The organism is Sphingomonas sp. (assembly GCF_035998645.1).
Lineage (GTDB): Bacteria > Pseudomonadota > Alphaproteobacteria > Sphingomonadales > Sphingomonadaceae > Sphingomonas.
Window position 1 is genome coordinate 256,706 of sequence record NZ_DASYHL010000004.1, and the last position, 22,627, is coordinate 279,332.

Genomic DNA, 22,627 nt, shown 5'->3' on the forward strand with positions numbered 1-22,627 from the left:
CCCCATTTGGCCCGGTAATTTCAGGTTGACGCTGCAATGAGGCAATTTCCGTCCATCCCGCATCGCACCGCTCAGGCGGTCGCGCGCGAGGCGGCGGAGGCGGGCACCTACGGGTCCTGCCGTGCCAATGCAGCAGAGGCATCACCAAACCCCTGCGCCCCCATTTTGACGGGGCGCAATCTTGTTCGCGCGCCGCGGCTGACACCCGCCTGGCGCGCCCGGAGACCATATAATGACCATGCGTATGCTGATCGACGCACGCCACCGGGAAGAGACCCGCGTGGCGGTCGTCAAAGGAAATCGAATCGAGGAGTTTGATTTCGAGAGTGCCGAGCGCAAGCAGCTCAAAGGAAATATCTATCTCGCCAAGGTAACCCGCGTCGAACCGTCGCTTCAGGCGGCGTTCGTCGAATATGGCGGTAATCGCCACGGCTTCCTCGCGTTCAGCGAAATCCACCCTGATTACTATCAGATCCCGAAGGAAGACCGCGACGCGCTGCTGCGCGAAGAGGCCGAGCACGCGGCTGAAGAAGCAGCGCTGCGTGAGGCTGACGACAGCGACGACCATGACGACGAGGACGGCGACCTCGAGGTGCTCGAACGCCCGTCCGACGAGGATGAGGACGGCGCCGAGACCGGCGAGTCCGAAGGCGAGGGTGAAGGCGAGAAGGGCGGCCGCCGCCGTCGCGGTCGCAAGGGCAGCGACGATCAGGTTGAGGCGCTGCGTCAGCGCCGCATGAACCTGCGCCGCCGCTACAAGATCCAGGACGTGATCCGCCGCCGTCAGGTGCTGCTGGTTCAGGTCGTGAAGGAAGAGCGCGGCAACAAGGGTGCGGCGCTGACCACCTATCTGTCGCTCGCCGGCCGTTATTGCGTGCTGATGCCCAACACCGCGCATGGCGGCGGGATCAGCCGCAAGATCAGCTCGGCCGCCGACCGCAAGCGCCTCAAGACGATCATGTCGGACCTCAAACTGCCGGCGTCGATGGGCTGCATCGTCCGCACCGCGGGGCTTCAGCGCACCAAGACCGAGATCAAGCGCGACTTCGACTATCTCGCCCGGCTGTGGGACGAGATTCGCGAAAAGACGCTGGAATCGTCCGCGCCCGCCTTGGTCTATGGCGACAGCGACCTGATGAAGCGCGCGATCCGCGATATCTACAACAAGGATATCGACGAGGTGATCGTCGAGGGCGATGACGGCTATCGTCAGGCCAAGGACTTCATGAAGCTCCTGATGCCGAGCCACGCCAAGAAGGTGAAGCATTACAGCGACGCCGTGCCGCTGTTCCAGCGCGCCGGGGTCGAAGAGCAATTGTCGGCGATGTACCACCCGGTGGTGCAGCTCAAATCCGGCGGCTATCTCGTCATCAACCCGACCGAGGCGCTGGTGTCGATCGACATCAACTCCGGCCGCTCGACCCGCGAGCATTCGATCGAGCAGACCGCGACCGCCACCAACCTCGAAGCCGCGCAGGAAATCGCGCGCCAGCTGCGCCTGCGCGATATGGCTGGCCTCGTCGTCATCGACTTTATCGACATGGACCATTCGTCCAACGTCCGGAAGGTCGAGAAGGCGATGAAGGAGGCGCTGAAGAACGATCGCGCCCGCATCCAGGTCGGCCGGATCAGCGCATTCGGCCTGATGGAAATGAGCCGCCAGCGGCTGCGCACCGGCGTGCTCGAGGCGTCGACCGTCACCTGCCCGCATTGCGAGGGCACGGGCCTGGTCCGCACCGCGTCGTCGGCGGGCCTGTCGGCGCTGCGCCTGATCGAGGATGAGGCCGCACGCGGTCGCGGGTCGCACATCACGCTGCGCTGCAGCCAGGAAGCGGCGTTCTACGTCCTCAACAACAAGCGCGCCGACATCGCCGAGATCGAGGATCGCTACGGCGTCCGCGTCGAAATCCTGTCGGACGGCGAGCTGGAAGGCGCGCGCATGTCGGTCGAGGCGAGCGGCCCGCCGCCCGCGCACGCACCGAAATTCGCTGCCGCGATCCAGGAGATCGAAGACGACATCGTCGAGGAGGTCGACGACGAGGAAGAGGAAGAAGAAGAGGAAGAGCAGGTCGAGGCCCGCGCCCCGCGTGAGCGTCGCGACCGTAGCGAGCGCACCGAGACCGAGGCTGAGGGCCGCAAGCGTCGCCGCCGCCGTCGTGGTCGTCGCGGCCGTCGCGAGGACGGCGAAGGCACGCCGGGTGCCGAGGGCGAGCAGACGTCGGACGCTGAAGGCGCGGACGAGGATGGCGACGCCAGCGACGCGGCTGAGGCTGTCGAGGCGGCCACCGACGCACCCGTTGCCGACGAGTCGAGCGAGGGCCGCAAGCGCCGTCGTCGTGGCCGTCGTGGCGGTCGTCGCGGCAATGGCGCTGGCGAGGACGGTGCGGTCGAGGACGGCGCGGTCGAGGCCGGCGAAGACGCTTCGGTCGAGGCCGATGCGCCGCAGCCAGAACCGGTAGCCGAAGAAGCGCCGGCCAAGCCCAAGCGCAGCCGCCGCAAAAAGGCCGACGCCGAGCCGGTAGCGGACGCCGCCGAGCCGGTGGCCGAAGCCGCGCCCGTCGAGGCTCCGGTCGCTGAGGAAGCCCCGGCCAAGCCGAAGCGCAGCCGCCGCAAGAAGGGCGAAGAGGCTCCCGCCGCCGAAGCCGCACCGGTCGAAGCGCCGGTGGTGGTCGAGGCGGCCGAAGCTCCGGTCGCCGAGGAAGCTCCGGCCAAGCCCAAGCGCAGCCGTCGCAAAAAGGCGGACGAAGCAGCCGTCGCCGAACCCGCTGAGGAAGCGGCACCTGCGGAGGCGGAAGCCACGCCGGTGGCAGCCGAAGCCGAAGCCGAAGCAACCGATGGCGGCACCGACGAAGCCAATGCCGACAGCGGCGCGCCACGGCGCGGCGGCTGGTGGCAGCGCACCTTCGGGGCCTGATCGCGAAAACAGGGGCGGGGGCCGATGCTCCCGCCCTTTTTTCATCGCGGGTTCATGGCGCCCCGGCCACCGCATCTAGAGCTGGATTCAGCTGCGCTGAATCGCGGCACCAGCCCGCTCCCCCGCCCGGCCACCCATAGGATACTGGCGTTGGGTGGCCGGGTGGGGGAGCGGGCTGGTGCCGCAGTCGTTTCAGCTTTGCTGAAACAAACTCAAATTGCGTTCGGTCATGCCGACTGTTGATCGCGGGGGAAAAACCACCATGATGTGTGGCATGAAGCGGCTTGTATCCCTGTTCGCGCTGCTGCTGTTGTGCGTCACCAGCCCGGCCTACGCCCAATCGATCCTGCGCGATGCGGAGAGTGAGGCGTTGCTCGCCGACATGTCGCGCGACATTATCAAGGCGGCGAACCTGTCGCCCGCCAATGTCCGCATCGTCCTGATCAACGATCAGTCGATCAACGCCTTCGTCGCAGGCGGGCAGACGGTCTATCTTCATTCCGGCCTGCTCGATGCCGCCTCCAGCGCGAATGAGGTGCAGGGCGTGATCGCGCACGAACTCGGCCATATCACCGGCGGCCACGTCCCGCTCGGCGACCGGATGGGCAAGGGCGCGACCGGCATCACGATCCTCAGCCTGTTGCTCGGCGCGGCGGCGATGGCGGCGGGCTCGGCCGATGCGGGCATGGGCCTGATGCAGCTGGGCCAGCGCGCAGCGATGGGCAATTACCTCGCGTTCAGCCGCGCGCAGGAGGCGACGACCGACGCCGCCGGGGTCAAGTTCCTGTCCGGCGCGGGCGTCAGCGGGCGCGGCATGCTCGATTTCTTCAAGAAGCTGCAGCAACAGGAATATCGCTGGGGCCTGAAGCGCGGCAGCGACACCAGCTACGTGATGAGCCACCCGATGTCGGGTGATCGCATCGCGACGCTGACGGCCGACCTTCAATCCGATCCGGCGTGGAACAGGCCGAACGATCCGCAGATCGAAGCACGCTTCAAGCGGGTGCAGGCGAAGCTGCGCGGCTATGTCGCCGAACCCAAGGATACGCTGCGCCGCTATCCGGCAACCGACGTCACCGTGCCCGCGCGCTATGCCCGCGCCTATGCCTATCATCTCAGCGGCTATCCCAAGGAAGCAGCGGGAGAGGCGGCGGCGCTGGTCCGGGCCGAGCCGGACAATCCCTATTTCCTCGAGCTGGAGGGCCAGATCCTGCTCGAATCCGGCAAGCCGCGCGAAGCGCTGGCTCCGTTGCGTGCGGCGACGACGCGCACCAATTTCCAGCCGTTGATCGCCACCAGTTTTGGCCATGCGCTACTCGCGACCGAGGATGCGACGCACCTCGAAGAGGCGGAGAAGGTGCTGCGTCAGGCGGTGGTCCGCGACAAGGAGAACCCGTTCGCATGGTATCAGCTCGGCATGCTATATGAGCGCAAGGGCGACAGTCCGCGCGCCGCGCTCGCCACCGCCGAACGGGCGAGCATGATGGGCGACTTCGGCCGCGCCATTCCCAGCGCGCAGGCGGCGATGGCGGGACTGACGCAGGGCACGCCCGACTGGATTCGCGCGCAGGATATCGTCATGGCGGGCCAGGCGATGATACAGGACAGGAAGCGCAAGTGATCGAAAAACTGGCGAAGAGCCCGCTGGCGCTGGCCGGCACCCTCGTGCTGTCCGGCGTGGTCGGCGGTCTGGTCGTGGTCGGCGTACAGGCCCTGACGCCCGACGGGGCCGCGCGCGACGACAAGGCGATCGGGCAGGTCGTGCGCGACTATGTCCTCGAAAACCCCGAAATCCTGCCCGAGGCGATGAAGCGCCTGCAGGAACGCGAAAGCGGCAAGGCGGTCGCCGCCAACCGCGCCGCGATCTTCGACGCCTATGCCGGGGCGTGGGAGGGCAATCCGTCGGGCGACGTCACCCTATCGGTGTGGATGGACTATGCCTGCGGCTATTGCCGCGCCAGCCTGCCGATCGTCGCGCGGCTGGTGGCGGAGGACCCGAAGCTCCGCGTCGTCTACCGCGAATTGCCGGTGCTGAGCGAGGGCAGCCGCGTCGCCGCGCGCTGGGGACTCGCCGCCGCCGAGCAGGGCAAGTTCAAGCCATTCCACACCGCGCTCTATTCGGGCGGGCAGCTCAGTCAGGCATCGATTGATGCCGCCGCCGCATCGGCCGGGCTGGACACCGCGCGCGCGCAACAGTCGATCGCCAGCGAACGCGTCGAGGCAGAGGTTGCCCGCAACCTCGACACCGCCGGCAAGCTCGGCGTCACCGGGACGCCAAGCTGGGTGATCGGCGATCAGGTGATTTCGGGCATGGTCCCCTATGAAGTTCTGAAACAGGCGGTCGAAGCGGCGCGGCGCAAGGGGAAATAATCCGCCCGGCCTTGTTCGGGCTTTGTCCCGTGCCTAGATGGCGCCCTCCACATGCGGGGGCCATGCATGCAGCCGATACTTTCCGTCCGGGGCGTCAGCAAGACCTATGCCTCCGGGCATCAGGCGCTGGGCGCGGTCGATCTCGAGATCAACAAGGGCGAGATTTTCGCGCTGCTCGGCCCGAATGGCGCGGGCAAGACGACACTGATCAGCATTATCTGCGGGATCGTGACGCCCTCGTCCGGCACGATCACCGTCGGCGGCCACGATGCGATCTCCGATGCGCGCGCCGCGCGGATGATGATCGGTCTGGTGCCGCAGGAATTGTCGGTCGACATGTTCGAAACCGTGCTGGCGACCACCCGCTACAGCCGCCGCCTGTTCGGCCGCCCCGCCGACGATGCTCATATCGAACAGGTGCTGAAAGACCTGTCGCTATGGGACAAGCGCAACTCCAAGATCATGGAACTGTCGGGCGGAATGAAGCGCCGTGTGCTGATCGCCAAGGCGCTGGCGCATGAGCCCGAAGTGCTGTTCCTCGACGAACCAACCGCGGGCGTCGATGTCGAACTGCGCCGCGACATGTGGAAGCTGGTCCACCGCCTGCGCGAACGCGGCACGACGATCATCCTGACCACCCATTATATCGAGGAGGCCGAGGAAATGGCCGACCGGGTGGGGGTGATCAACAAGGGCGAGCTGTTGCTGGTCGAGGACAAGGCGGTGCTGATGAAGAAGCTCGGCAAGCGCGAAATGGACATCGCGCTGGTCGAGCCGATGGACCACATTCCTCACGATCTCGCCGAATGGCAACTGGCCCTGACCGACGAAGGGACGCGGCTGCGCTACACGTTCGACGCGCAGGCGGAGCGCACCGGCATCCCGTCGCTGCTGCGTAAGCTCGCCGAGCTCAACATCGCGTTCAAGGATCTCGACACGTCCAAGTCGAGCCTTGAGGACATTTTCGTCGACCTTGTGGCGGCCAAACAGGAGGAAGCGGCGTGAAGGGTTTCAACCATCACGGCGTGTGGGCGATCTATCGCTTTGAAATGGCGCGCGCGCTGCGCACCTTGTGGCAGAGTCTGGTCACGCCGGTGATCACCACCGCGCTCTACTTCGTCGTGTTCGGCGGCGCGATCGGGTCGCGGATGCAGGAGCTGGACGGGGTCGCCTATGGCAGCTTCATCGTGCCCGGCCTGATCATGATGAGCCTGTTGCAGCTGTCGATCTCGAACGCCTCGATCGGCATCTACTTTCCGAAGTTCACCGGCACGGTGTACGAATTGCTCTCCGCCCCGGTGACCGCATGGGAGATGGTGATCGGCTATGTCGGCGCGGCGGCGACCAAATCGATCGCGATCGGCCTGATCATCCTGTTCACCGCGATGGTGTTCGTGGATGTGCCGATCGCGCATCCGTTCATGATGATGACGATGTTGGTGCTGACCGCAGTCACTTTTTCGATGCTCGGCTTTATCATCGGCATCTGGGCCAAGGGGTTCGAGCAGCTGTCGTTCGTCCCGGCGCTGATCGTCACCCCGCTGACCTTCCTCGGCGGCGCCTTCTACACGATCAACATGCTGCCCGAACCTTGGCGCACGGTGAGCCTCGCCAACCCGGTCGTCTATCTCGTCAGCGGCTTCCGCTGGGCGTTCTTCGACAAGGGCGATGTCGCGATCGGGGTGAGCCTGGGCTTCACCGCCGCGTTCCTGATCGTCTGTCTCGCCGTGATCGGCTGGATCTTCAAGACCGGCTGGCGGCTAAAGAACTGACGGGCACGAGCAAGGGTCGCAGGACCAGCGCGTTGAGATTGAGCAGCGCGTGGACCAGCATCGCGAACCATAGCTGGCCGGTGGCGAGGTAGAGGATCGCGACCGTCACGCCGACCAGCGCCGATGCCGCGACTCCCGCCCAGCCCTGATAGCGATGGGCGTAGGCGAACAACGCGGTCGCGAGCGCCATGCCGAGCAGCGCATCGCCCGTGACCAGCGCCGCGAACAGCGGCAAGGCGAGGCGGAAGAACAGCTCCTCGACCACACCCGCCGTCACCCCAAGCGCGGCAGTCCAGCCGGTCTCGCCGGGGGTGCGGGGCAGCAAAGCGGCGAACTTGCCCGCGACCAACTGGCGCTTGCCTGCGCGTGCGCGCCACCACGCAATGCCGAGCCCGATCACCGCCCCGCCGGCAAACCCGGCCAGCACCGCGATCTTGAGGTGCAGGACATTGCCGCCGAACCCTGCGAGCCGCCGCGCGGCGGGGACCAGCGATGCAAATTCGGGCGGCAGCACCGCGATCGCATCCCAGCGGCCCGTGAGCAGCAGCGCCACCAGCGCACTCGCCCCGAATGCCAGCGGCGCGCGGCGCATCCAGCGGCGATAGCTGGTGATGCGGTCGGCGGGTGCCTGCCCGCTGCGGTCGCCGCGGATATACCAGAGATACGCGCCGATCAGCGCGATCAACAAAAAGGCGTCGAGAAGCGCGACGCCCATCAATCGATGCGATGCTCGCCCTTGACCCAGCGCACCGTGCCGCTGCTGGCGCGCATTACGACGCTCTCGGTCGTCATCTTGCCCTTCTTGCGCTTGACGCCGGCGAGCAGCGATCCGTCGGTCACGCCGGTCGCGGCGAAGATGCAATCGCCCTTGGCCAGTTCCGACAGGTCATATTGCTTGTCGAGGTCGGTGATGCCCCATTTGCGGGCGCGGGCGCGCTCATCCTCGTTGCGGAACAGCAGGCGGCCCTTGAACTGGCCACCGACGCAGCGCAGCGCCGCACAGGCCAGCACGCCCTCGGGCGCGCCGCCCTGGCCCATATAGACGTCAATCGTGGTGTCGGGATTGGTTGTCGCGATCACCCCGGCAACATCGCCATCGCCGATCAGCACCACGCCGCAGCCGAGCGAGCGCAGCTCGGCGATCAGCTTTTCATGGCGCGGGCGGTCGAGCACGCAGGCCATGATCTCATGCGGTTCGACGCCCTTCACCGCTGCAATGGCCCGGATATTCTCGGTCACCGACCGGTCGAGGTCGATCACCTCAGACGGATAGCCGGGGCCGACCGCGATCTTGTCCATATAGACGTCGGGGGCGTTGAGTAGATTGCCCTCCTCGGCGATGGCGAGGACGGCGAGGCTGTCTGGACCCGCCTTGGCGCAGATCGTGGTGCCTTCCAGCGGATCGAGCGCGATGTCGATCTTCGGCCCCTTGCCCGGCGCCGATCCGACCTTCTCGCCGATATACAGCATCGGCGCTTCGTCGCGCTCGCCCTCACCGATCACGACGGTGCCGTCCATGTACAGCTCGTTGAGCGAGGCGCGCATCGCCTCCACGGCGGCAGCATCGGCGGCCTTTTCGTCGCCGCGCCCGGTCAGCGTCGATGCGGCGATGGCGGCGGCTTCGGTCACGCGGACCATTTCGAGGACGAGTACGCGGTCGAGAACCTGGCTGGCGGTCTGCATGGGGCTGGCTTGTCCTCTTCTGCCTTGATTGAGGGGGGCGATAGGGGGGTGGGCAAGGCTTGTCGATGCCCGCCAACGCTGTCATCGCCAGCAAATTCGCATCACCGCCGGAATGGTAACTGACGTTACGGACTCGTTGACGCGATCCATCTTGCAGTGCAGCACGCGCGGCATGGCTAGCGCACCTCCCATCACCAACAATCCCGATGTCCGTTTTCTTGGTCGCGTCCTTGGCGACGTGATCCGCGCTTATGGTGGAGAGGCGCTGTTCAGGCGGATCGAATATATCCGGTCGGCATCGGTCGACCGGCATCGCGGCATTGCCGGGGCGGACTCGATCGATCCGGGCCTCGACCGCCTCAGCCTCGACGAGACGCTCGATTTCGTGCGCAGCTTCATGCTGTTCTCGATGCTCGCCAATCTGGCTGAGGACCGTCAGGGCATCGCCGCCGAACCGGGCGCGGATATCGAGCATGCGGTGGCCAAGCTCAAGGAACATGGCATCGGGCGTGAGCGGATCGCCGAGCTGCTCGCCGAAGCGCTGGTCGCCCCGGTGCTGACCGCGCACCCGACCGAGGTGCGGCGCAAATCGATGCTCGATCACCGCAACCGCATCGCCGAACTGATGCGCCTGAAGGATCAGGGCGTCACCGAAACGCAGGACGGCGATCTGGTCGATGAGGCGATCGTGCGGCAGGTCGGACTGCTGTGGCAGACCCGCGTGCTGCGCTTCGAGCGGCTCTATGTCGCTGACGAGATCGAAAATGTGCTGTCCTATCTCCGCGACGTATTCCTGCCGACCCTGCCCGCGCTTTATGCCCGCTGGGACCGCGCGTTGGGCAGCCGCGTTCCGGCATTCCTGCGCCCCGGCAACTGGATTGGCGGCGACCGCGACGGCAACCCGTTCGTTACTGCCGATTCGATGCGCCTCACCATGGCGCGCTCGGCCGAGACGGTGCTCGCTTACTATCTCGACGCGGTCCACGCGCTCGGTGCCGAAATCTCGATCTCGGCGCATCATGCGCAGATCGATGCCGGGGTGCAGGCGCTCGCCGATGCCAGCGGCGACGATGCCGCGAGCCGCAGTGACGAGCCCTATCGCCGCGCCATTTCGGGTATCTATGCGCGCCTCGCCGCGACCTATCGCGACCTGACCGGCAAGGCGCCGTCGCGTCCGGGCGCGCTCAAGGGTGAACGCTATCCCGATCCGGCGGCGTTCCGTGCCGACCTGTCGGCCATCGCCAAGGGGCTGGCGGCGCAAGGTGGCGAAACATTGGCGTCGAGCGGCTCGCTGGGTCGCCTGATCCGCGCCGTCGACATCTTCGGCTTCCACCTCGCCACGCTCGACATGCGGCAGAACAGCGCGGTGCATGAGCGCGTCGTCGCCGAGCTGCTCAAGGTCGCCGGGGTCGAGGCCGATTACACTGCGCTCGACGAGGAGGCGCGGATTGCGCTGCTGCGCCGCGAACTCGCGAGCCCGCGCCCGCTCACCAGCCGCTATACGACCTATTCGGACGAGACCGCGTCCGAACTGGCGATCGTCAACGCCGCAGCGGAGGTTCACGCCCGCTACGGCCGCGCGGCGATCAGCCAGTATATCGTGTCGATGGCGCAGTCGGTGTCGGACCTGCTCGAAGTGCATGTTCTGCTCAAGGAAGCCGGTCTGTATATCCCCGGCGAACCGGCGGTCGCGCACATCATGGCGGTGCCGCTGTTCGAAACGATCGGCGATCTCGACGCCGGGCCCGACATCATGCGCGCCTGGTTCGCGCTGCCCGAGGTTGCGGCCATTGCGGGCAAGCGCGGGCATCAGGAAGTGATGATCGGCTATTCCGATTCGAACAAGGACGGCGGTTACCTGACCTCGACCTGGGGCCTGAGCAAAGGATCGACCGCGCTGCGCCCGGTGTTCGAGGAAGCTGGAGTCGGCATGCAGCTGTTCCACGGTCGCGGCGGCGCGGTCGGGCGCGGCGGTGGGTCGTCGTTCGCCGCGATTCAGGCGCAGCCCCCCGGCACGGTGCAGGGCCGCATTCGCATCACCGAACAGGGTGAGGTGATCGCGGCGAAATACGGCACGCGGGAAAGCGCGCAGACCAACCTCGAAGCAATGGCCTCGGCCACCCTGCTCGCGAGCCTGGAGCCGCAGCGGCTGTCGGACGCCGACGCCGCGCGGTTCGAAGGCGCGATGGAGCAGCTCTCGACGACCGCGTTCAAGGCGTATCGTGACCTGGTCTATGGCACCGACGGCTTCACCACCTTCTTCCGCCAGCTGACCCCGATCGCCGAGATTGCCGGCCTCAAGATCGGCAGCCGTCCGGCAAGCCGCAAGAAGAGCGACGCGATCGAGGATCTGCGCGCGATCCCCTGGGTGTTCAGCTGGGCGCAGGCGCGGGTGATGCTGCCCGGATGGTACGGCGTCGGCCATGCGCTGGCCGCCTTCCCCGATCGCGGTTTGCTGCGAGAGATGGCGGCGGGCTGGCCGCTCTTCGCCTCGACGCTGGCGAACATGGAGATGGTGCTGGCCAAGTCCGACATGGGCATTGCCGAGCGCTACGCCGCGCTGGTCGAGGATCGCGCGCTCGCCGACGGGATTTTCGGCGGCATCCGCGATGGCTGGCGCACGACGCACGACCAGCTGCTCGAAGTGACGCGCCAGACGCGGCTGCTCGAAAAGCACCCGGCGCTCGAAACATCGATCAAGCTACGGCTGCCCTATATCGAGCCGCTCAACCTGCTGCAGGTCGAGTTGCTCAAGCGCCATCGCGCGGGCGAGACCGATCCCAAGATCGAACAGGGCATCCTGCTGTCGATCAACGCGATCGCGACCGCGCTGCGCAATTCGGGCTAGGCATCGCCCATAAACGGGGCTGCGATTTCGGGCCGCACCCGCACCAGCCGCCCGGTGGCGCGGTCGATCATCGCCCAGGTCGACACCGCCTCCACCTTCACCCGCCCATCGGCGCCGGTGAAGCGCATATGGCGGTCGAAGCGCGCGCCCTTGGGCGGCTCCGGAACCCAGGTCTCGGCGGACACTGTCTCGCCCGCCACCACATTGCCGCGATAGTCGATCTCGTGCCGGGTCACGACCCAGACATAGGCGTCGCGGTGCTCGGGCGGGGCGACGGCGGCCCAATGCGCCACAGCCACATCCTGAATCCAGCGGACCCAGACCGCGTTGTTGACATGGCCCAGCTCGTCAATGTCTTCGGGCGCGGCGGTTATCGTGCGGGTGAAGCGCTTCATGCAGGCGGAATAGAGGAGGATCGCGGGCCGTGGAAGCGTCGGCGGCACGATCCTCCTGCGAGGGGGCTTAGTCGATCTTCATCCGCTCATGCCCGACAAAGGCGAGCTTGCTGATGCCGGCCCGCTTTACCTGCGCCAGGATCGCGTCGAACCGCGCATAGCGGGCCGCTTCGTCGGTCTTGACCAGCAGCGCCGTGTCGGCGGCGACCTGCGCCTTCAGCAAAGCCGGAAGCTGCGCGTCGGAAATGCGCGTGCCGTCCCACAGCAGCGATCCGTCGGCGGTGATGTCGAGCTGATGGGGCAGGGCGGGGAGCGCTTTGCCTTCCCCCTGCGGCAAATCCACCGAAACCTTGTGCGTTAGGCTGGGGATGGTGACGATCAACATGATCAGCAGCACCAGCATGACATCGATCAACGGGGTTATGTTGAGCGCGCTGAACGGTTCGTCTTCGCTGGCGCGGCTATAGGCAAGTGCACGGGGCATCGATACCTCCTCTCAATAAGAGATGATGTATCATGGCATATTCAACGCCCGTGGCAAGCTGAATTGTGCGGGGAAGTGCCGGGGCGCAGAAACGCTGCGCCCCGGGTAAATCGCGGCGTTATGGATTGAGCGCCGCTGCCTCGGGATCGTCGAGATCGTCTTTATCGACCTCGCCAGTGTCGAACTCCGTCTGAAGCGAGTCCTCGATCGCATCATCGTCCTCGTCGGGATCGCCAATCTCTTCATCGGCGGTCTCGTCCGCGACCATCAGGATCTCATCCTCGTCCTCATCGGCATCGACATCCGCGCCAAGGTCGGGGGCCAGATCGGTCAGCAGCGTGCCGTTGCCCGGGCCGCCGACCGTCGCCTCGAGAATCTCCGCGCGCTGGCTCTCGTCATAGCCGTCTTCGTCATAACCGTCGTCGCCGGTTCCATGACCTTGCACCTGGTGACCACCCATCGCCATCTCCTGTATCTAACTGGAGACGCGAACGGCGGGCGGGGTCGGCTGGTTCCGTGCGGTGCGACGGACGCCTTCAGTTGCGGCGAAACAACCTGCCGCGCTCGGTAACAAACACGATGGCCAGCGCGGTCAGGCCGAGCGTGGTAAAGCCGATATAGAGCGGCACGGTCGTCCCATCGAACGCCTGACCGATCACTGCGCCCATCACCGCCGCACCCAATGTCGAGATAAAGCCCTGAAGGCTCGATGCGCGCCCGGCGATCTCGCCCATATTCTCCATCGCCATCGCCGAGAAATTGGAATTGGCGAGGCCCATCGCGGCCATCATCGGCGCCTGCAGCACGATGAAGATCCACAAGGTCTCCCCGTAGAACAGGATGATCGCGAGGTGGATCGCGGCGAGCAACGTCGTGACGACGATGGCGAGGTGCGACAGGAAGCGCATCCCGAACCGCATCACCAGCCGCGAATTGGCAAAGGCGCTCGCCGCCATCAGCCCGGCGATCGACGCGAACACGACCGTCAGCAGCTCGGGGCGCTTGAACACGTCATAAACGATCTGCTGGATCGAGCCGATGAAGGCGAAGAAACAGCCGGAAATCGCAGCGGTCGCGAACGTGTATCCCACCGCCCAGCGGTCGCGGAACATGATGCGATAGCCCCGCCAGATCTCGCGCAGGTCGAGCCGGTTGACCGATGCCGGATCCAGCGTCTCGGGCATTCGCCACAGGAACCAGGTGAGCACCAGCGCCGAGACGATCCCGATTCCGCCAAAGATCAGCCGCCACGATCCAAAGATCATCACCATCAGCTGGCCCCAGGCGGGCGCCAGAACGGGGACGATCATGAAGGTCATGAAGGCAAGGCTCATCACCCGCGCCATCGCCCGCCCCTGAAAACAGTCGCGCACCAGCGCCACGGTCACGACGCGTCCGGCGGCAACCGCCGCACCGCTCGCCGCGCGCGCGACCAGCAGCAGTTCGAAACTGCTCGCGCTCGCTGCAATCAGGTTGGTCACGACATAGAATGCCAGCGCGACTCCGATCACCGGCTTGCGGCCAAAGCGGTCGGCAAGGGGGCCGTGGACCAGCTGTGCGAAGGCAAAGCCCAGCATGAAGGCGGTGATCACATATTGGCGGTGGTTCGGCTCGCTTACCCCCAGCTGATCGGCAATCGCGGGCAGGGCAGGCAGCATCGAGTCGATGCCAAGCGCGGTCAGCGCCATGATCGATGCGATCAGCGCCACGAACTCACCCATCGGGATGGGAGACCGGTTTTCCGGCGCGGCGGCTTGCGAAGTCTGGGTACGCACGTCCATGCGCCGCCCATGCCGCATTGCAACCAAAGCGTCACCCCCGGGATTTGACCTGTGCGCTAAAGCGCGATAGTGTATTGCTCAAATAACACGCGTGGAGTTTGTGATGAAACCTATCTGGCTTGTGCTTCCGCTCGCCGCCGCGCTCGCCGCCTGTGGCGGAGAGGGTGATGGGACCAGCATTTCGATCCAGGGCGACAATGGGTCGGTCACCGCCGCAGCGGACAAGGACGGCAAGGTATCGGTCAAAGTCCCCGGGTTCGAGGGCTCGATCAAGCTGCCCAAGTTCAACATCGGTGCGGAGAATTTCGAGGTCGACGGGGTCAAGCTCTATCCCGGCGCGACCGTCGCCAGCCTGAATATCGACGACCGCCAGGACGGCACCAAGTCGGGCGGCGTGAACGTCACCTTTGACGCGCCGGCCGAGGCGACCCGCGTGCGCGACTGGTTCCGTGAGCAGATGGAGGGGGCGGGCTTCACCGTCACCGGCAACCGCGACGAACTGACCGGCAAGACCAAGTCGGGCAGCCCCTATACGCTCAAGATCGACAGCACGGGCGATGCGAAGAGCCGTGGGACGCTGACCGTTTCGGGCAACTAATCTTGCTATACGCCGTCCACGCGCAGGCGGACGGCGCAGCGGGAGGGGCGCACGGCACCCGCGCCTCTCCCGCGCCTTCAATCCGGAGTTTCCCGCCTCTGTTCGTTCGTGACGCAAGCGACTATCTGAACCGGAATCGTTTCCCGGAGTCGCTTTGAAATGCCCGATACCATCCTCGCCCAGGTTCCGCTCGTCAGCCTCGCCGATCAGGCCAGCGACCCGCAGGGATTTGCCGCCGCATTGGGTGGCTCGTTCGAGCGGTTCGGCTTTGCGATGGTCGCCGATCACGGCATTCCGCAGGACCTAGTCGATCGTGCCTGGGCGATGACCAAGGCGTTTTTCGACCTGCCTGAGGATGTGAAGCGCAGCTATTTCGTCGCCGGCGGCGGCGGCGCGCGCGGCTATACCCCGTTCAAGACCGAGATCGCCAAGGGCGCGACTCATGTCGACCTCAAGGAATTCTGGCATATCGGCCGCGAGCTGGCGGCGGGCCACCGTTTCTCGGAACTGATGGCGCCGAATATCTGGCCCGACCAGCCCGAGGGCTTCCGCGAGACATTTATCGAGCTGTTCGCGGCATTCGACACGGCCGGCGACAAGCTGCTTTCGGCGATCGCCGTCCATCTTGGCCTTGCGCCCGACTGGTTCGATCATGCGGTCGCAGACGGCAATTCGGTGCTGCGCCTGCTCCATTATCCGCCGGTGACCGAGGATGCGCCGAATGTCCGCGCAGGCGCGCATGAGGACATCAACCTCATCACGCTGTTGCTCGGCGCGGAAGAGGCCGGGCTCGAACTGCTCGACAAGGATGGCGAGTGGCTGCCGGTCAAGCCGCCCGAAGGTGCGCTGGTGGTCAATGTCGGCGACATGCTGCAGCGGCTGACCAACCATGTTCTGCCGTCGACCACTCACCGCGTGGTCAACCCTCCGGTCGAGCGGCGCGGCCATTCGCGCTATTCGATGCCCTTCTTCCTCCACCCCGCGCCCGATTTTCTGATCAAGGCGCTGCCGCAGACGGTGACCGCGCAGAACCCGGAGCGCGAGCCGCCGATCACCGCGCACGACTATCTCGCCGAACGCCTGGCCGAGATCGGGCTGACGAAGAAATAGAAAAAATATCTCCCCTCCCGGCAAGGGAGGGGGGTATGGGCGGCACAGTCGGCTCGGGCGATGCCCGGGCCGTTGCCGCTTACAGGGATGAAGACATGACTGAACCGCTCCGCGTTGCACTGGCTGGCCTTGGCACGGTGGGCGCGGGTGTCATTCGTCTGATCGACGCCAACGCTGATCTGATCGCGCGCCGCGCGGGGCGGCCGATCGAGATCGTCGCGGTCTCCGCGCGCGACCGGACCAAGGATCGCGGCGTTGATATCACCCGGTTCGACTGGGTTGATGACATGCGCGATCTGGCGCAGCATCCGCGCGCGGATGTCGTGGTGGAGCTGATCGGCGGATCGGACGGCCCGGCACTGGCACTCGCCCGCGCGACGCTGGCGGCGGGCAAGGGGCTGGTCACCGCCAACAAGGCGATGATCGCGCATCATGGGCTGGAACTCGCGCATGTCGCCGAACAGGCCGACACGCCGATGAAGTTCGAGGCGGCGGTCGCGGGTGGCGTGCCCGTCATCAAGGGGCTGCGCGAGGGTGCTGCCGCGAATGTGATCGACCGCGTTTACGGCATCCTCAACGGCACCTGCAATTTCATCCTGTCCAAGATGGAGGCCGAGGGTCGCGACTTCGCCGAAGTGCTGGCGGAGGCGCAGGCCAAGGGCTTTGCCGAGGCGGACCCGAGCTTCGACATCGACGGCGTCGATGCCGCGCACAAACTCTCGATCCTTGCCAGCCTCGCCTTTGGCACCCAGCCGGCATTCGGCGATGTTGCGATCGGCGGCATCCGCCACCTGCTCGCCGCCGACATCGCCGAAGCGGCGGCGCTGGGCTATCGCATCCGCCTGCTCGGCATTGCCGATCTGAACGGCGACGGACTGTTCCAGCGCGTCCATCCGCACCTCGTCCCGCTCGCCCACCCGCTGGCGCACGTCACCGGCGCGACCAATGCGGTGGTTGCCGAAGGCAATTTTGTCGGCCGTCTGCTTTTCCAGGGTGCCGGTGCAGGCGACGGCCCGACCGCAAGCGCGGTGGTCGCCGACCTGATCGACATCGCGCGGACCGAATTCGGCCCGCCCTATGCGATGCCGGCCGCCAGCCTGGCCAAGGAACCCGCCGCCCCCACCGGAGAGCGCCGCAGCCGCGCCTATCTGCGCTTTACCGTGCCCGACAAGGTCGGCGTGCTGGCGGAGATCGCGGCGGCGATGCGTGACGCGGGCGTGTCGATCGAATCGCTGATTCAGCGCGGCGCAATCGCCGACGGCAGCGTGCTGCTGGCGATCGTGACGCATGAGGGGCCGGAGCGCTGTGTCGCGCAGGCGCTCGAGAAGCTGCGCGGGTCACAAAGCCTCGCGGGTGAGCCGATGTGGATGCATATCCTCGGCGAGTGAGAAGCGATTTCCTGATCAATCCTCCCCCGCCAGGGGGAGGTGTCAGCGTAGCTGACGGAGGGGGCGGAAGCACGACGGATTGAGGCGATAGGTCACTCCCATCCTCCCCCTCCGTCGCCTTCGGCGCCACCTCCCCCTGGCGGGGGAGGATTGTTTGGCTAAGGCGCCGGTTCGCGCTTGCGCACCACCTTGCCGTCGAACCCGACACCGACGGTCACTCCGACCATCCCGCCGCATTGCGTGAGAAATGGTCCGGACACGCCGCACTGGAACATCGTGTCTTCCAGCACCCGTGCCGTCTCGGCAGGCCGGTTGTCGACCGCGCGGGCGGTGATGAACGGGACGCGGTACTTCTTGTCCGCTTCTCGCAACGCGCAGATCGTCACCTCGTCGGGATCGGCGGTTTTCTGACACGGAATCGAAGCGCGCGTCTTCTCGCGATAGGTGCGGATCGCCGCGTCGTCGGCGCCGGACTGGAATGCGAGGGCAAGCAGCAACAGGGACATGGCATCAGACCTCCCGGTGCGATGATAGCATGGACCTTACGTACCCGAAACGGGAATTACTCGGCTGCGGTCGCTTCCGCAGTGTCAGCCAGCGCAATCTCGACCACCGCGCGGCCGCGACGGACGATGCCCAGTTCGCGTGCGGCGCCTTCGGACAGGTCGAGAATGCGGCTCTTGTGGAATGGCCCGCGGTCGTTGACGCGGACGATCACGCTGCGCCCGGTCGACGGATCGGTCACGCGCAGCCTGGTGCCGAAGGGCAGGCTGCGATGTGCGGCGGTCATCCCGTCGGGGTCGAAGCGTTCACCGCTCGCGGTGCGGTTGCCGGCATGGGCGTCGCCATAGAAGCTGGCCATGCCGCTCGCGAGCACGCTGGACGCGGGGGCAGGGGCGGCGGGCGCAGCATCCTGCGCCGCGACGGGCGCGGCGGCGAGCAGCAAACTGCCAGCAATGAGTCCCCACATGTCCCAGCCCCTCGTTCGGACCGCCTGTGAAACAGAGACGGCGCCGGACGGCAATCCGTCCAGCGCCGCTCTGTTTGGATTCTGCGATCAAACGTCGAGATTGGCGACGCTGAGCGCATTTTCCTGAATGAACTCGCGGCGCGGTTCGACCACGTCGCCCATAAGGCGGGTGAAGATTTCATCCGCGACATCGGCCTGATCGACCTGGACAACCAGCATCGACCGGTTCGACGGGTCGAGCGTGGTTTCCCACAGCTGTTCGGCATTCATCTCGCCCAGCCCCTTGTAGCGCTGAATCGACAGGCCCTTGCGGCCCGAAGCGAGGATCGCGTCGAGCAATTCGCTCGGCCGCGCGACCAGCGTCTCGCCCTTCGCCGCAGCGACGGGGAGATCTTCGTCGCCCTCGGTGGCGGGAGCGGCGTCCTCCGCCTGCGCTGCCTTTGCCGAAACGAGCTTGGCGACCTGTGCGTAGCTGTCGGCCTGTTCGGCGGCGAGCGTGTGGAGCTTGCGTCCCTCGGCAGAGATCAGGAACGCGGCTTCGATGATGTGATGATCGGTAACGCCGCGCCACCAGCGCTCGAAGTGGAAGCCGCCATCCTCGGTCACCCGCGCGGTCCAGCGCGCATCGGCATCGGTCAGGTCGAGCCGCTGCGTCACTGCCGCCAGCCGCTCGGCGCGCTGCTCGCGCGTCGCTTCGGGATCGAGCGCACGGCCCAGCGCCAGCGCCTCGATGATCGAGGAATCATAGCGGCGAGGGACATAGCGCATCAGCGTCTTCATGCGGCGGGCATGGTCGACCAGCCCGGCAAGGTCGTCGCCAAAGCGCGTCCCCGCGGCAGTCTCCAGCCGGTTGCCGCCGACCCCCGCCTCGACCAGATAATCGTCGAGCGCGGCATCGTCCTTCAGATACACTTCCGACCGGCCCTTGGTCGCCTTGTACAGTGGCGGCTGAGCGATGAAGAGATGCCCGGCTTCGATGATCTCGGGCATCTGGCGGTAGAAGAAGGTGAGCAGCAGCGTGCGAATATGCGCGCCGTCGACGTCAGCGTCGGTCATGATGACGATCTTGTGGTAGCGCAGCTTTTCGAGGTTGAAGTCGTCGCGGCCAATGCCGGTGCCCATCGCCTGAATCAGCGTGCCGATTTCCTTGGACGACAGCATCCGGTCAAAGCGCGCGCGCTCGACGTTCAGGATCTTGCCGCGCAGGGGGAGGATCGCCTGGAAATGGCGGTCGCGGCCCTGCTTCGCCGATCCACCTGCCGAATCACCCTCGACCAGGAACAGTTCGGACTTGGCGGGATCGCGCTCCTGACAATCGGCGAGCTTGCCGGGGAGCGAGGCGATGTCCATCACGCCCTTGCGCCGGGTCAGTTCGCGCGCCTTCTTCGCCGCCTCACGCGCGGCGGCGGCGTCGATCACCTTCTGGATGATCTGCTTTGCAACAGCGGGATTTTCTTCCAGCCAGTCGCTCATCTTGTCGGCCATCAGGCTTTCGAGCGGCTGGCGCACCTCTGAGCTGACCAGCTTGTCCTTGGTCTGGCTGCTGAACTTCGGATCGGGCAGCTTGACCGACACGATCGCGGTCAGTCCTTCGCGCATGTCGTCGCCGGTGAGGGTGACCTTTTCCTTCTTCAACAGCCCCGACTTGTCCGCATAATTGTTGATCGTGCGGGTCAACGCCGCGCGGAAGGCGGCGAGGTGGGTCCCGCCGTCGCGCTGCGGGATGTTGTTGGTGAAGCAGAGGACATTTTCGTAATAGCTGTCGTTCCACTCCAGCGCGACGTCGATCGTGACGTCGTCGCGGGTTCCGGCGATCGCGACCGGGTCGGGCATCAGCGCCGTTTTGTTGCGATCGAGATATTTTACGAACGCGGCAATCCCGCCTTCGTAGAACAACTCGATTTCCTTGACTTCCTCGTGCCGCGCATCGCGCAGAAACAAGCGGACGCCAGAGTTCAGAAACGCCAGCTCGCGATAGCGATGCTCGAGCTTTTCAAAATCATATTCGGTGATCTTGAAGGTTGCGGGCGAGGCGAGGAAGGTGACGCGCGTCCCCTTCTTGGGGTTGCCGTTCTCGTCGACGGCCGGACCGACAACCTTGAGCGGGGCGACTGCATCGCCGAACGCGAAGCGCATATAATGCTCTTCGCCGTCGCGCCAGATGTTGAGGTCGAGCCACTCGGACAGCGCGTTGACCACCGACACGCCCACGCCGTGCAGACCGCCCGACACCTTGTAGGCGTTGTCGTCCGAGGTATTCTCGAACTTACCGCCCGCGTGCAGCTGGGTCATGATGACCTCGGCCGCCGATACGCCTTCTTCGCTATGGATGCCGGTCGGGATGCCGCGGCCGTTATCCTCGACCGAAACCGAGCCATCGGCATTCAGCTGGATAATGATCCTGTCGCAATGCCCGGCCAGCGCCTCGTCGATCGCGTTGTCGCTGACCTCGAACACCATGTGGTGCAGACCCGACCCGTCATCGGTGTCGCCAATATACATGCCCGGCCGCTTACGCACCGCGTCGAGGCCCTTGAGAACCTTGATGCTATCCGCGCCATAGGCGTTTGCGTTGGGGGTATTTTCGGGGGTTTTATCGTCTTGGGATGCCATGCCCGGCATATAGGATCAGCGGTCACAAAACGGAAGCAAAATGGGCCTGCACGGCGCTTTACCCCCCGCCCGGCCCCTTCTTTTCATGGCCATGGCCGATCGGCATCTTTTGCTCGCCACGGGGGCTTTGCGTCCAGTCGATTCGATAGAGGTCGAAACGGCGATCGGTGAGGTTGCGGACCGTGCCCTCCGCCCGTGCCCAGGTCAGGTCGGCAAGGTTCACATCGGCGATCGTCAGCGTCTCGATATTCTCGCTCGCCTCTGCGGCGATGCCGTCGCGCGCAAACGGAAAGTCGCACGGAGTCAGGATGCAACTTTGCGCATACTGGATGTCCATGTTCTCGACGCCCGGCAAATTGCCGACATTTCCGCTCATGACGACGAAACACTGGTTTTCGATCGCCCTGGCCTGCGCGCAATAGCGTACGCGCATATAGCCCTGGCGGCTATCGGTGCAGAAGGGGACGAAGATGATCCGCGCGCCCTCGTCCACCAGCCGCCGGGCGAGTTCGGGAAACTCGCTGTCGTAGCAGATCAGAACGCCGATCGGGCCGCAGTCGGTCTGGATCACATCGACGCTGTCGCCGCCCTTGATCCGCCACCAATAGGCCTCGTCTGGGGTGGGGTGGATCTTCTCCTGCGCATGGACCGAGCCATCGCGCAGGCAGACATAGGCGACATTCTGGATCTCGCCATCCTCGGTATAGGTCGGGTGCGACCCGCCGATGATGTTGACATTATAGGACAAGGCCAGATTCGACAGCTTCTCGACCAGCGGCTTGCGCCAGCCGGTCAGCCGGTCGATCGCCTGGGCGGGGGAGAGGTCGCGGCCCTCGAAAGACAGGAGCGACAGGGTAAACAGCTCTGGAAAGACGACAAAGTCTGATCGATAATTTGCCGCAACATCGACGAAATATTCGACGTTGCGCGTGAATTCGTCGAAATCCTTCACGGCGCGTGCCTGGAACTGGACGGTCGCGAGGCGCACGCTTTCGATGTCGCGCGGCACGCGATGGGTCGGCGGCTCGTTCGGATCGACATAGGGGTTGCGCCAAATCATGTGCGCGGCATGGCCGCCGGATGGCTTGTCCTCCGGCAAATAGTCGGGAAGCACGCCGATCGGGCGGAAGCCGTTGGCGATCTGGAAACCGATCGTGGGATCGCGGATCTCGCCCTCGACGACGCGCTCGATATAATCGGCGGGACCGTCAACCTTGGCCATCAAGCGGCGGTAATTGGGAATCCGCGCCCCGAACACGATTCCCTTAAGCTCGAGGCGCTCGACCAGCACACGGCGCGCGTCGTATAGCCGTTTGCCGATGCGCAATCCGCGCTGCTTCGACGCCACGACCATCTCATAGCCGTAGAGCCAGTCGCCCGTGGGATCGTGGCGGCTGCCAAATCCGTTGCCGGTGATCGATTCCCAATCGTGCGGGGCGAGCGCCACTTCCTCGTCAATCCGGCTCGCGGCGCAATAGCCGACCACCTCACCTTCATAGAGCGCGACGAATACGCCGCTTGGATAATTGTTGATATGTCCGCGGATCATGCCGACGCTGTAATTGTCGACGTTACGATAGGTCTTGCGAGTCAGCGCGAGGATGCCGGGGATGTCTTCAGGCGTCGCGTTGCGGATTTCGAGCTTGGCGGGGGTGGCTCTGGTCATCGATGCTCCGGTTCTTCAACAGCCTTCGATACGCA

The 22,627-nt window shown here is 65.5% G+C and carries 19 protein-coding genes; 9 read left to right on the forward strand and 10 right to left on the reverse strand.

All coding sequences use genetic code 11. The features are described from left to right. Positions 1-232: 232 nt before the first annotated feature. The 5 genes from VGN66_RS10715 to VGN66_RS10735 all read left to right on the forward strand — a co-directional run bounded on the left by VGN66_RS10715 (position 233) and on the right by VGN66_RS10735 (position 7,056). Positions 233-2,914: a ribonuclease E/G gene (locus VGN66_RS10715; protein WP_327518803.1), complete on the forward strand. Its 2,682-nt coding sequence runs from the start codon at positions 233-235 to the stop codon at positions 2,912-2,914. 274 nt (positions 2,915-3,188) lie between these two features. Further along, complete coding sequence (locus VGN66_RS10720) at positions 3,189-4,535, forward strand: M48 family metalloprotease (RefSeq protein ID WP_327518805.1); 1,347 nt, start codon at positions 3,189-3,191, stop codon at positions 4,533-4,535. Beyond that, positions 4,532-5,284 carry a DsbA family protein gene (locus VGN66_RS10725; RefSeq protein ID WP_327518806.1) on the forward strand — a complete coding sequence of 251 codons (753 nt, stop codon included), beginning with the start codon at positions 4,532-4,534 and terminating at the stop codon, positions 5,282-5,284. Before VGN66_RS10720 ends, VGN66_RS10725 begins: the two co-directional genes overlap by 4 nt. A gap of 66 nt (positions 5,285-5,350) precedes the next feature. After that, positions 5,351-6,289 (forward strand): ABC transporter ATP-binding protein, encoded by a 939-nt coding sequence (locus VGN66_RS10730; protein WP_327518807.1) that lies wholly within the window; start codon positions 5,351-5,353, stop codon positions 6,287-6,289. Then, a complete protein-coding gene (locus VGN66_RS10735) occupies positions 6,286-7,056 on the forward strand; it encodes an ABC transporter permease (RefSeq protein ID WP_327518808.1) in 771 nt (256 codons plus the stop codon). The genes VGN66_RS10730 and VGN66_RS10735 overlap by 4 nt, the downstream gene beginning before the upstream one ends. On the opposite strand, the gene VGN66_RS10740 is transcribed toward VGN66_RS10735, so the two are convergent. Then, complete coding sequence (locus VGN66_RS10740; protein ID WP_327518809.1) at positions 7,028-7,771, reverse strand: CPBP family intramembrane glutamic endopeptidase; 744 nt, start codon at positions 7,769-7,771, stop codon at positions 7,028-7,030. The genes VGN66_RS10735 and VGN66_RS10740 overlap by 29 nt on opposite strands. Then, on the reverse strand, positions 7,771-8,739 hold the full coding sequence (gene glpX / locus VGN66_RS10745) for a class II fructose-bisphosphatase (RefSeq protein WP_327518810.1): 969 nt from the start codon (positions 8,737-8,739) through the stop codon (positions 7,771-7,773). The genes VGN66_RS10740 and glpX overlap by 1 nt, the downstream gene beginning before the upstream one ends. Before the next feature lie 172 nt (positions 8,740-8,911). On the opposite strand from glpX, the gene ppc reads away from it, so the two are divergent. Beyond that, a complete protein-coding gene (gene ppc / locus VGN66_RS10750) occupies positions 8,912-11,587 on the forward strand; it encodes a phosphoenolpyruvate carboxylase (RefSeq protein ID WP_327518811.1) in 2,676 nt (891 codons plus the stop codon). Here ppc and VGN66_RS10755 read toward each other — a convergent pair. The 4 genes from VGN66_RS10755 to VGN66_RS10770 all read right to left on the reverse strand — a co-directional run bounded on the left by VGN66_RS10755 (position 11,584) and on the right by VGN66_RS10770 (position 14,247). Further along, positions 11,584-11,982: an acyl-CoA thioesterase gene (locus tag VGN66_RS10755; RefSeq protein ID WP_327518812.1), complete on the reverse strand. Its 399-nt coding sequence runs from the start codon at positions 11,980-11,982 to the stop codon at positions 11,584-11,586. The genes ppc and VGN66_RS10755 overlap by 4 nt on opposite strands. A gap of 67 nt (positions 11,983-12,049) precedes the next feature. Continuing rightward, the gene (locus VGN66_RS10760) at positions 12,050-12,466 is read right to left on the reverse strand and encodes a biopolymer transporter ExbD (protein WP_327518813.1); all 417 of its coding nucleotides are present in this window, start codon (positions 12,464-12,466) and stop codon (positions 12,050-12,052) included. Between the two features lie 118 nt (positions 12,467-12,584). After that, positions 12,585-12,926 (reverse strand): DNA primase, encoded by a 342-nt coding sequence (locus VGN66_RS10765; RefSeq protein ID WP_327518814.1) that lies wholly within the window; start codon positions 12,924-12,926, stop codon positions 12,585-12,587. Between the two features lie 76 nt (positions 12,927-13,002). Further along, positions 13,003-14,247, reverse strand: a complete 1,245-nt coding sequence (locus VGN66_RS10770) for a multidrug effflux MFS transporter (RefSeq protein ID WP_327518815.1) — start codon at positions 14,245-14,247, stop codon at positions 13,003-13,005. Positions 14,248-14,350: 103 nt separating this feature from the next. On the opposite strand from VGN66_RS10770, the gene VGN66_RS10775 reads away from it, so the two are divergent. The 3 genes from VGN66_RS10775 to VGN66_RS10785 all read left to right on the forward strand — a co-directional run bounded on the left by VGN66_RS10775 (position 14,351) and on the right by VGN66_RS10785 (position 17,343). Next, the gene (locus VGN66_RS10775; protein WP_327518816.1) at positions 14,351-14,845 is read left to right on the forward strand and encodes a hypothetical protein; all 495 of its coding nucleotides are present in this window, start codon (positions 14,351-14,353) and stop codon (positions 14,843-14,845) included. 159 nt (positions 14,846-15,004) lie between these two features. Next, positions 15,005-15,955, forward strand: a complete 951-nt coding sequence (locus tag VGN66_RS10780; protein WP_327518817.1) for an isopenicillin N synthase family dioxygenase — start codon at positions 15,005-15,007, stop codon at positions 15,953-15,955. 95 nt (positions 15,956-16,050) lie between these two features. Then, a complete protein-coding gene (locus VGN66_RS10785) occupies positions 16,051-17,343 on the forward strand; it encodes a homoserine dehydrogenase (protein ID WP_327518818.1) in 1,293 nt (430 codons plus the stop codon). A 158-nt stretch (positions 17,344-17,501) separates the two neighbouring features. Here VGN66_RS10785 and VGN66_RS10790 read toward each other — a convergent pair whose 3' ends face one another. The 4 genes from VGN66_RS10790 to VGN66_RS10805 all read right to left on the reverse strand — a co-directional run bounded on the left by VGN66_RS10790 (position 17,502) and on the right by VGN66_RS10805 (position 22,592). Next, the gene (locus VGN66_RS10790) at positions 17,502-17,849 is read right to left on the reverse strand and encodes a hypothetical protein (RefSeq protein ID WP_327518819.1); all 348 of its coding nucleotides are present in this window, start codon (positions 17,847-17,849) and stop codon (positions 17,502-17,504) included. A gap of 56 nt (positions 17,850-17,905) precedes the next feature. After that, positions 17,906-18,313: a septal ring lytic transglycosylase RlpA family protein gene (locus tag VGN66_RS10795; RefSeq protein ID WP_327518820.1), complete on the reverse strand. Its 408-nt coding sequence runs from the start codon at positions 18,311-18,313 to the stop codon at positions 17,906-17,908. 87 nt (positions 18,314-18,400) lie between these two features. Further along, complete coding sequence (gene gyrB, locus VGN66_RS10800) at positions 18,401-20,926, reverse strand: DNA topoisomerase (ATP-hydrolyzing) subunit B (RefSeq protein ID WP_414713203.1); 2,526 nt, start codon at positions 20,924-20,926, stop codon at positions 18,401-18,403. A 58-nt stretch (positions 20,927-20,984) separates the two neighbouring features. Continuing rightward, the gene (locus VGN66_RS10805) at positions 20,985-22,592 is read right to left on the reverse strand and encodes a GNAT family N-acetyltransferase (RefSeq protein ID WP_327518822.1); all 1,608 of its coding nucleotides are present in this window, start codon (positions 22,590-22,592) and stop codon (positions 20,985-20,987) included. Between the last annotated feature and the right edge of the window lie 35 nt (positions 22,593-22,627).

Bases quoted from the DNA above. Each gene is read 5' to 3' on its own strand.
- VGN66_RS10715 (WP_327518803.1), top strand. From the start codon at position 233: ATGACCATGCGTATGCTGATCGACGCACGCCACCGGGAAGAGACCCGC.
- VGN66_RS10720 (WP_327518805.1), top strand. From the start codon at position 3,189: ATGAAGCGGCTTGTATCCCTGTTCGCGCTGCTGCTGTTGTGCGTCACC.
- VGN66_RS10730 (WP_327518807.1), top strand. From the start codon at position 5,351: ATGCAGCCGATACTTTCCGTCCGGGGCGTCAGCAAGACCTATGCCTCC.
- VGN66_RS10740 (WP_327518809.1), bottom strand. From the start codon at position 7,771: ATGGGCGTCGCGCTTCTCGACGCCTTTTTGTTGATCGCGCTGATCGGC.
- glpX (WP_327518810.1), bottom strand. From the start codon at position 8,739: ATGCAGACCGCCAGCCAGGTTCTCGACCGCGTACTCGTCCTCGAAATG.
- ppc (WP_327518811.1), top strand. From the start codon at position 8,912: ATGGCTAGCGCACCTCCCATCACCAACAATCCCGATGTCCGTTTTCTT.
- VGN66_RS10755 (WP_327518812.1), bottom strand. From the start codon at position 11,982: ATGAAGCGCTTCACCCGCACGATAACCGCCGCGCCCGAAGACATTGAC.
- VGN66_RS10760 (WP_327518813.1), bottom strand. From the start codon at position 12,466: ATGCCCCGTGCACTTGCCTATAGCCGCGCCAGCGAAGACGAACCGTTC.
- VGN66_RS10765 (WP_327518814.1), bottom strand. From the start codon at position 12,926: ATGGGTGGTCACCAGGTGCAAGGTCATGGAACCGGCGACGACGGTTAT.
- VGN66_RS10770 (WP_327518815.1), bottom strand. From the start codon at position 14,247: ATGGACGTGCGTACCCAGACTTCGCAAGCCGCCGCGCCGGAAAACCGG.
- VGN66_RS10775 (WP_327518816.1), top strand. From the start codon at position 14,351: ATGAAACCTATCTGGCTTGTGCTTCCGCTCGCCGCCGCGCTCGCCGCC.
- VGN66_RS10780 (WP_327518817.1), top strand. From the start codon at position 15,005: ATGCCCGATACCATCCTCGCCCAGGTTCCGCTCGTCAGCCTCGCCGAT.
- VGN66_RS10785 (WP_327518818.1), top strand. From the start codon at position 16,051: ATGACTGAACCGCTCCGCGTTGCACTGGCTGGCCTTGGCACGGTGGGC.
- VGN66_RS10790 (WP_327518819.1), bottom strand. From the start codon at position 17,849: ATGTCCCTGTTGCTGCTTGCCCTCGCATTCCAGTCCGGCGCCGACGAC.
- VGN66_RS10795 (WP_327518820.1), bottom strand. From the start codon at position 18,313: ATGTGGGGACTCATTGCTGGCAGTTTGCTGCTCGCCGCCGCGCCCGTC.
- gyrB (WP_414713203.1), bottom strand. From the start codon at position 20,926: ATGGCATCCCAAGACGATAAAACCCCCGAAAATACCCCCAACGCAAAC.
- VGN66_RS10805 (WP_327518822.1), bottom strand. From the start codon at position 22,592: ATGACCAGAGCCACCCCCGCCAAGCTCGAAATCCGCAACGCGACGCCT.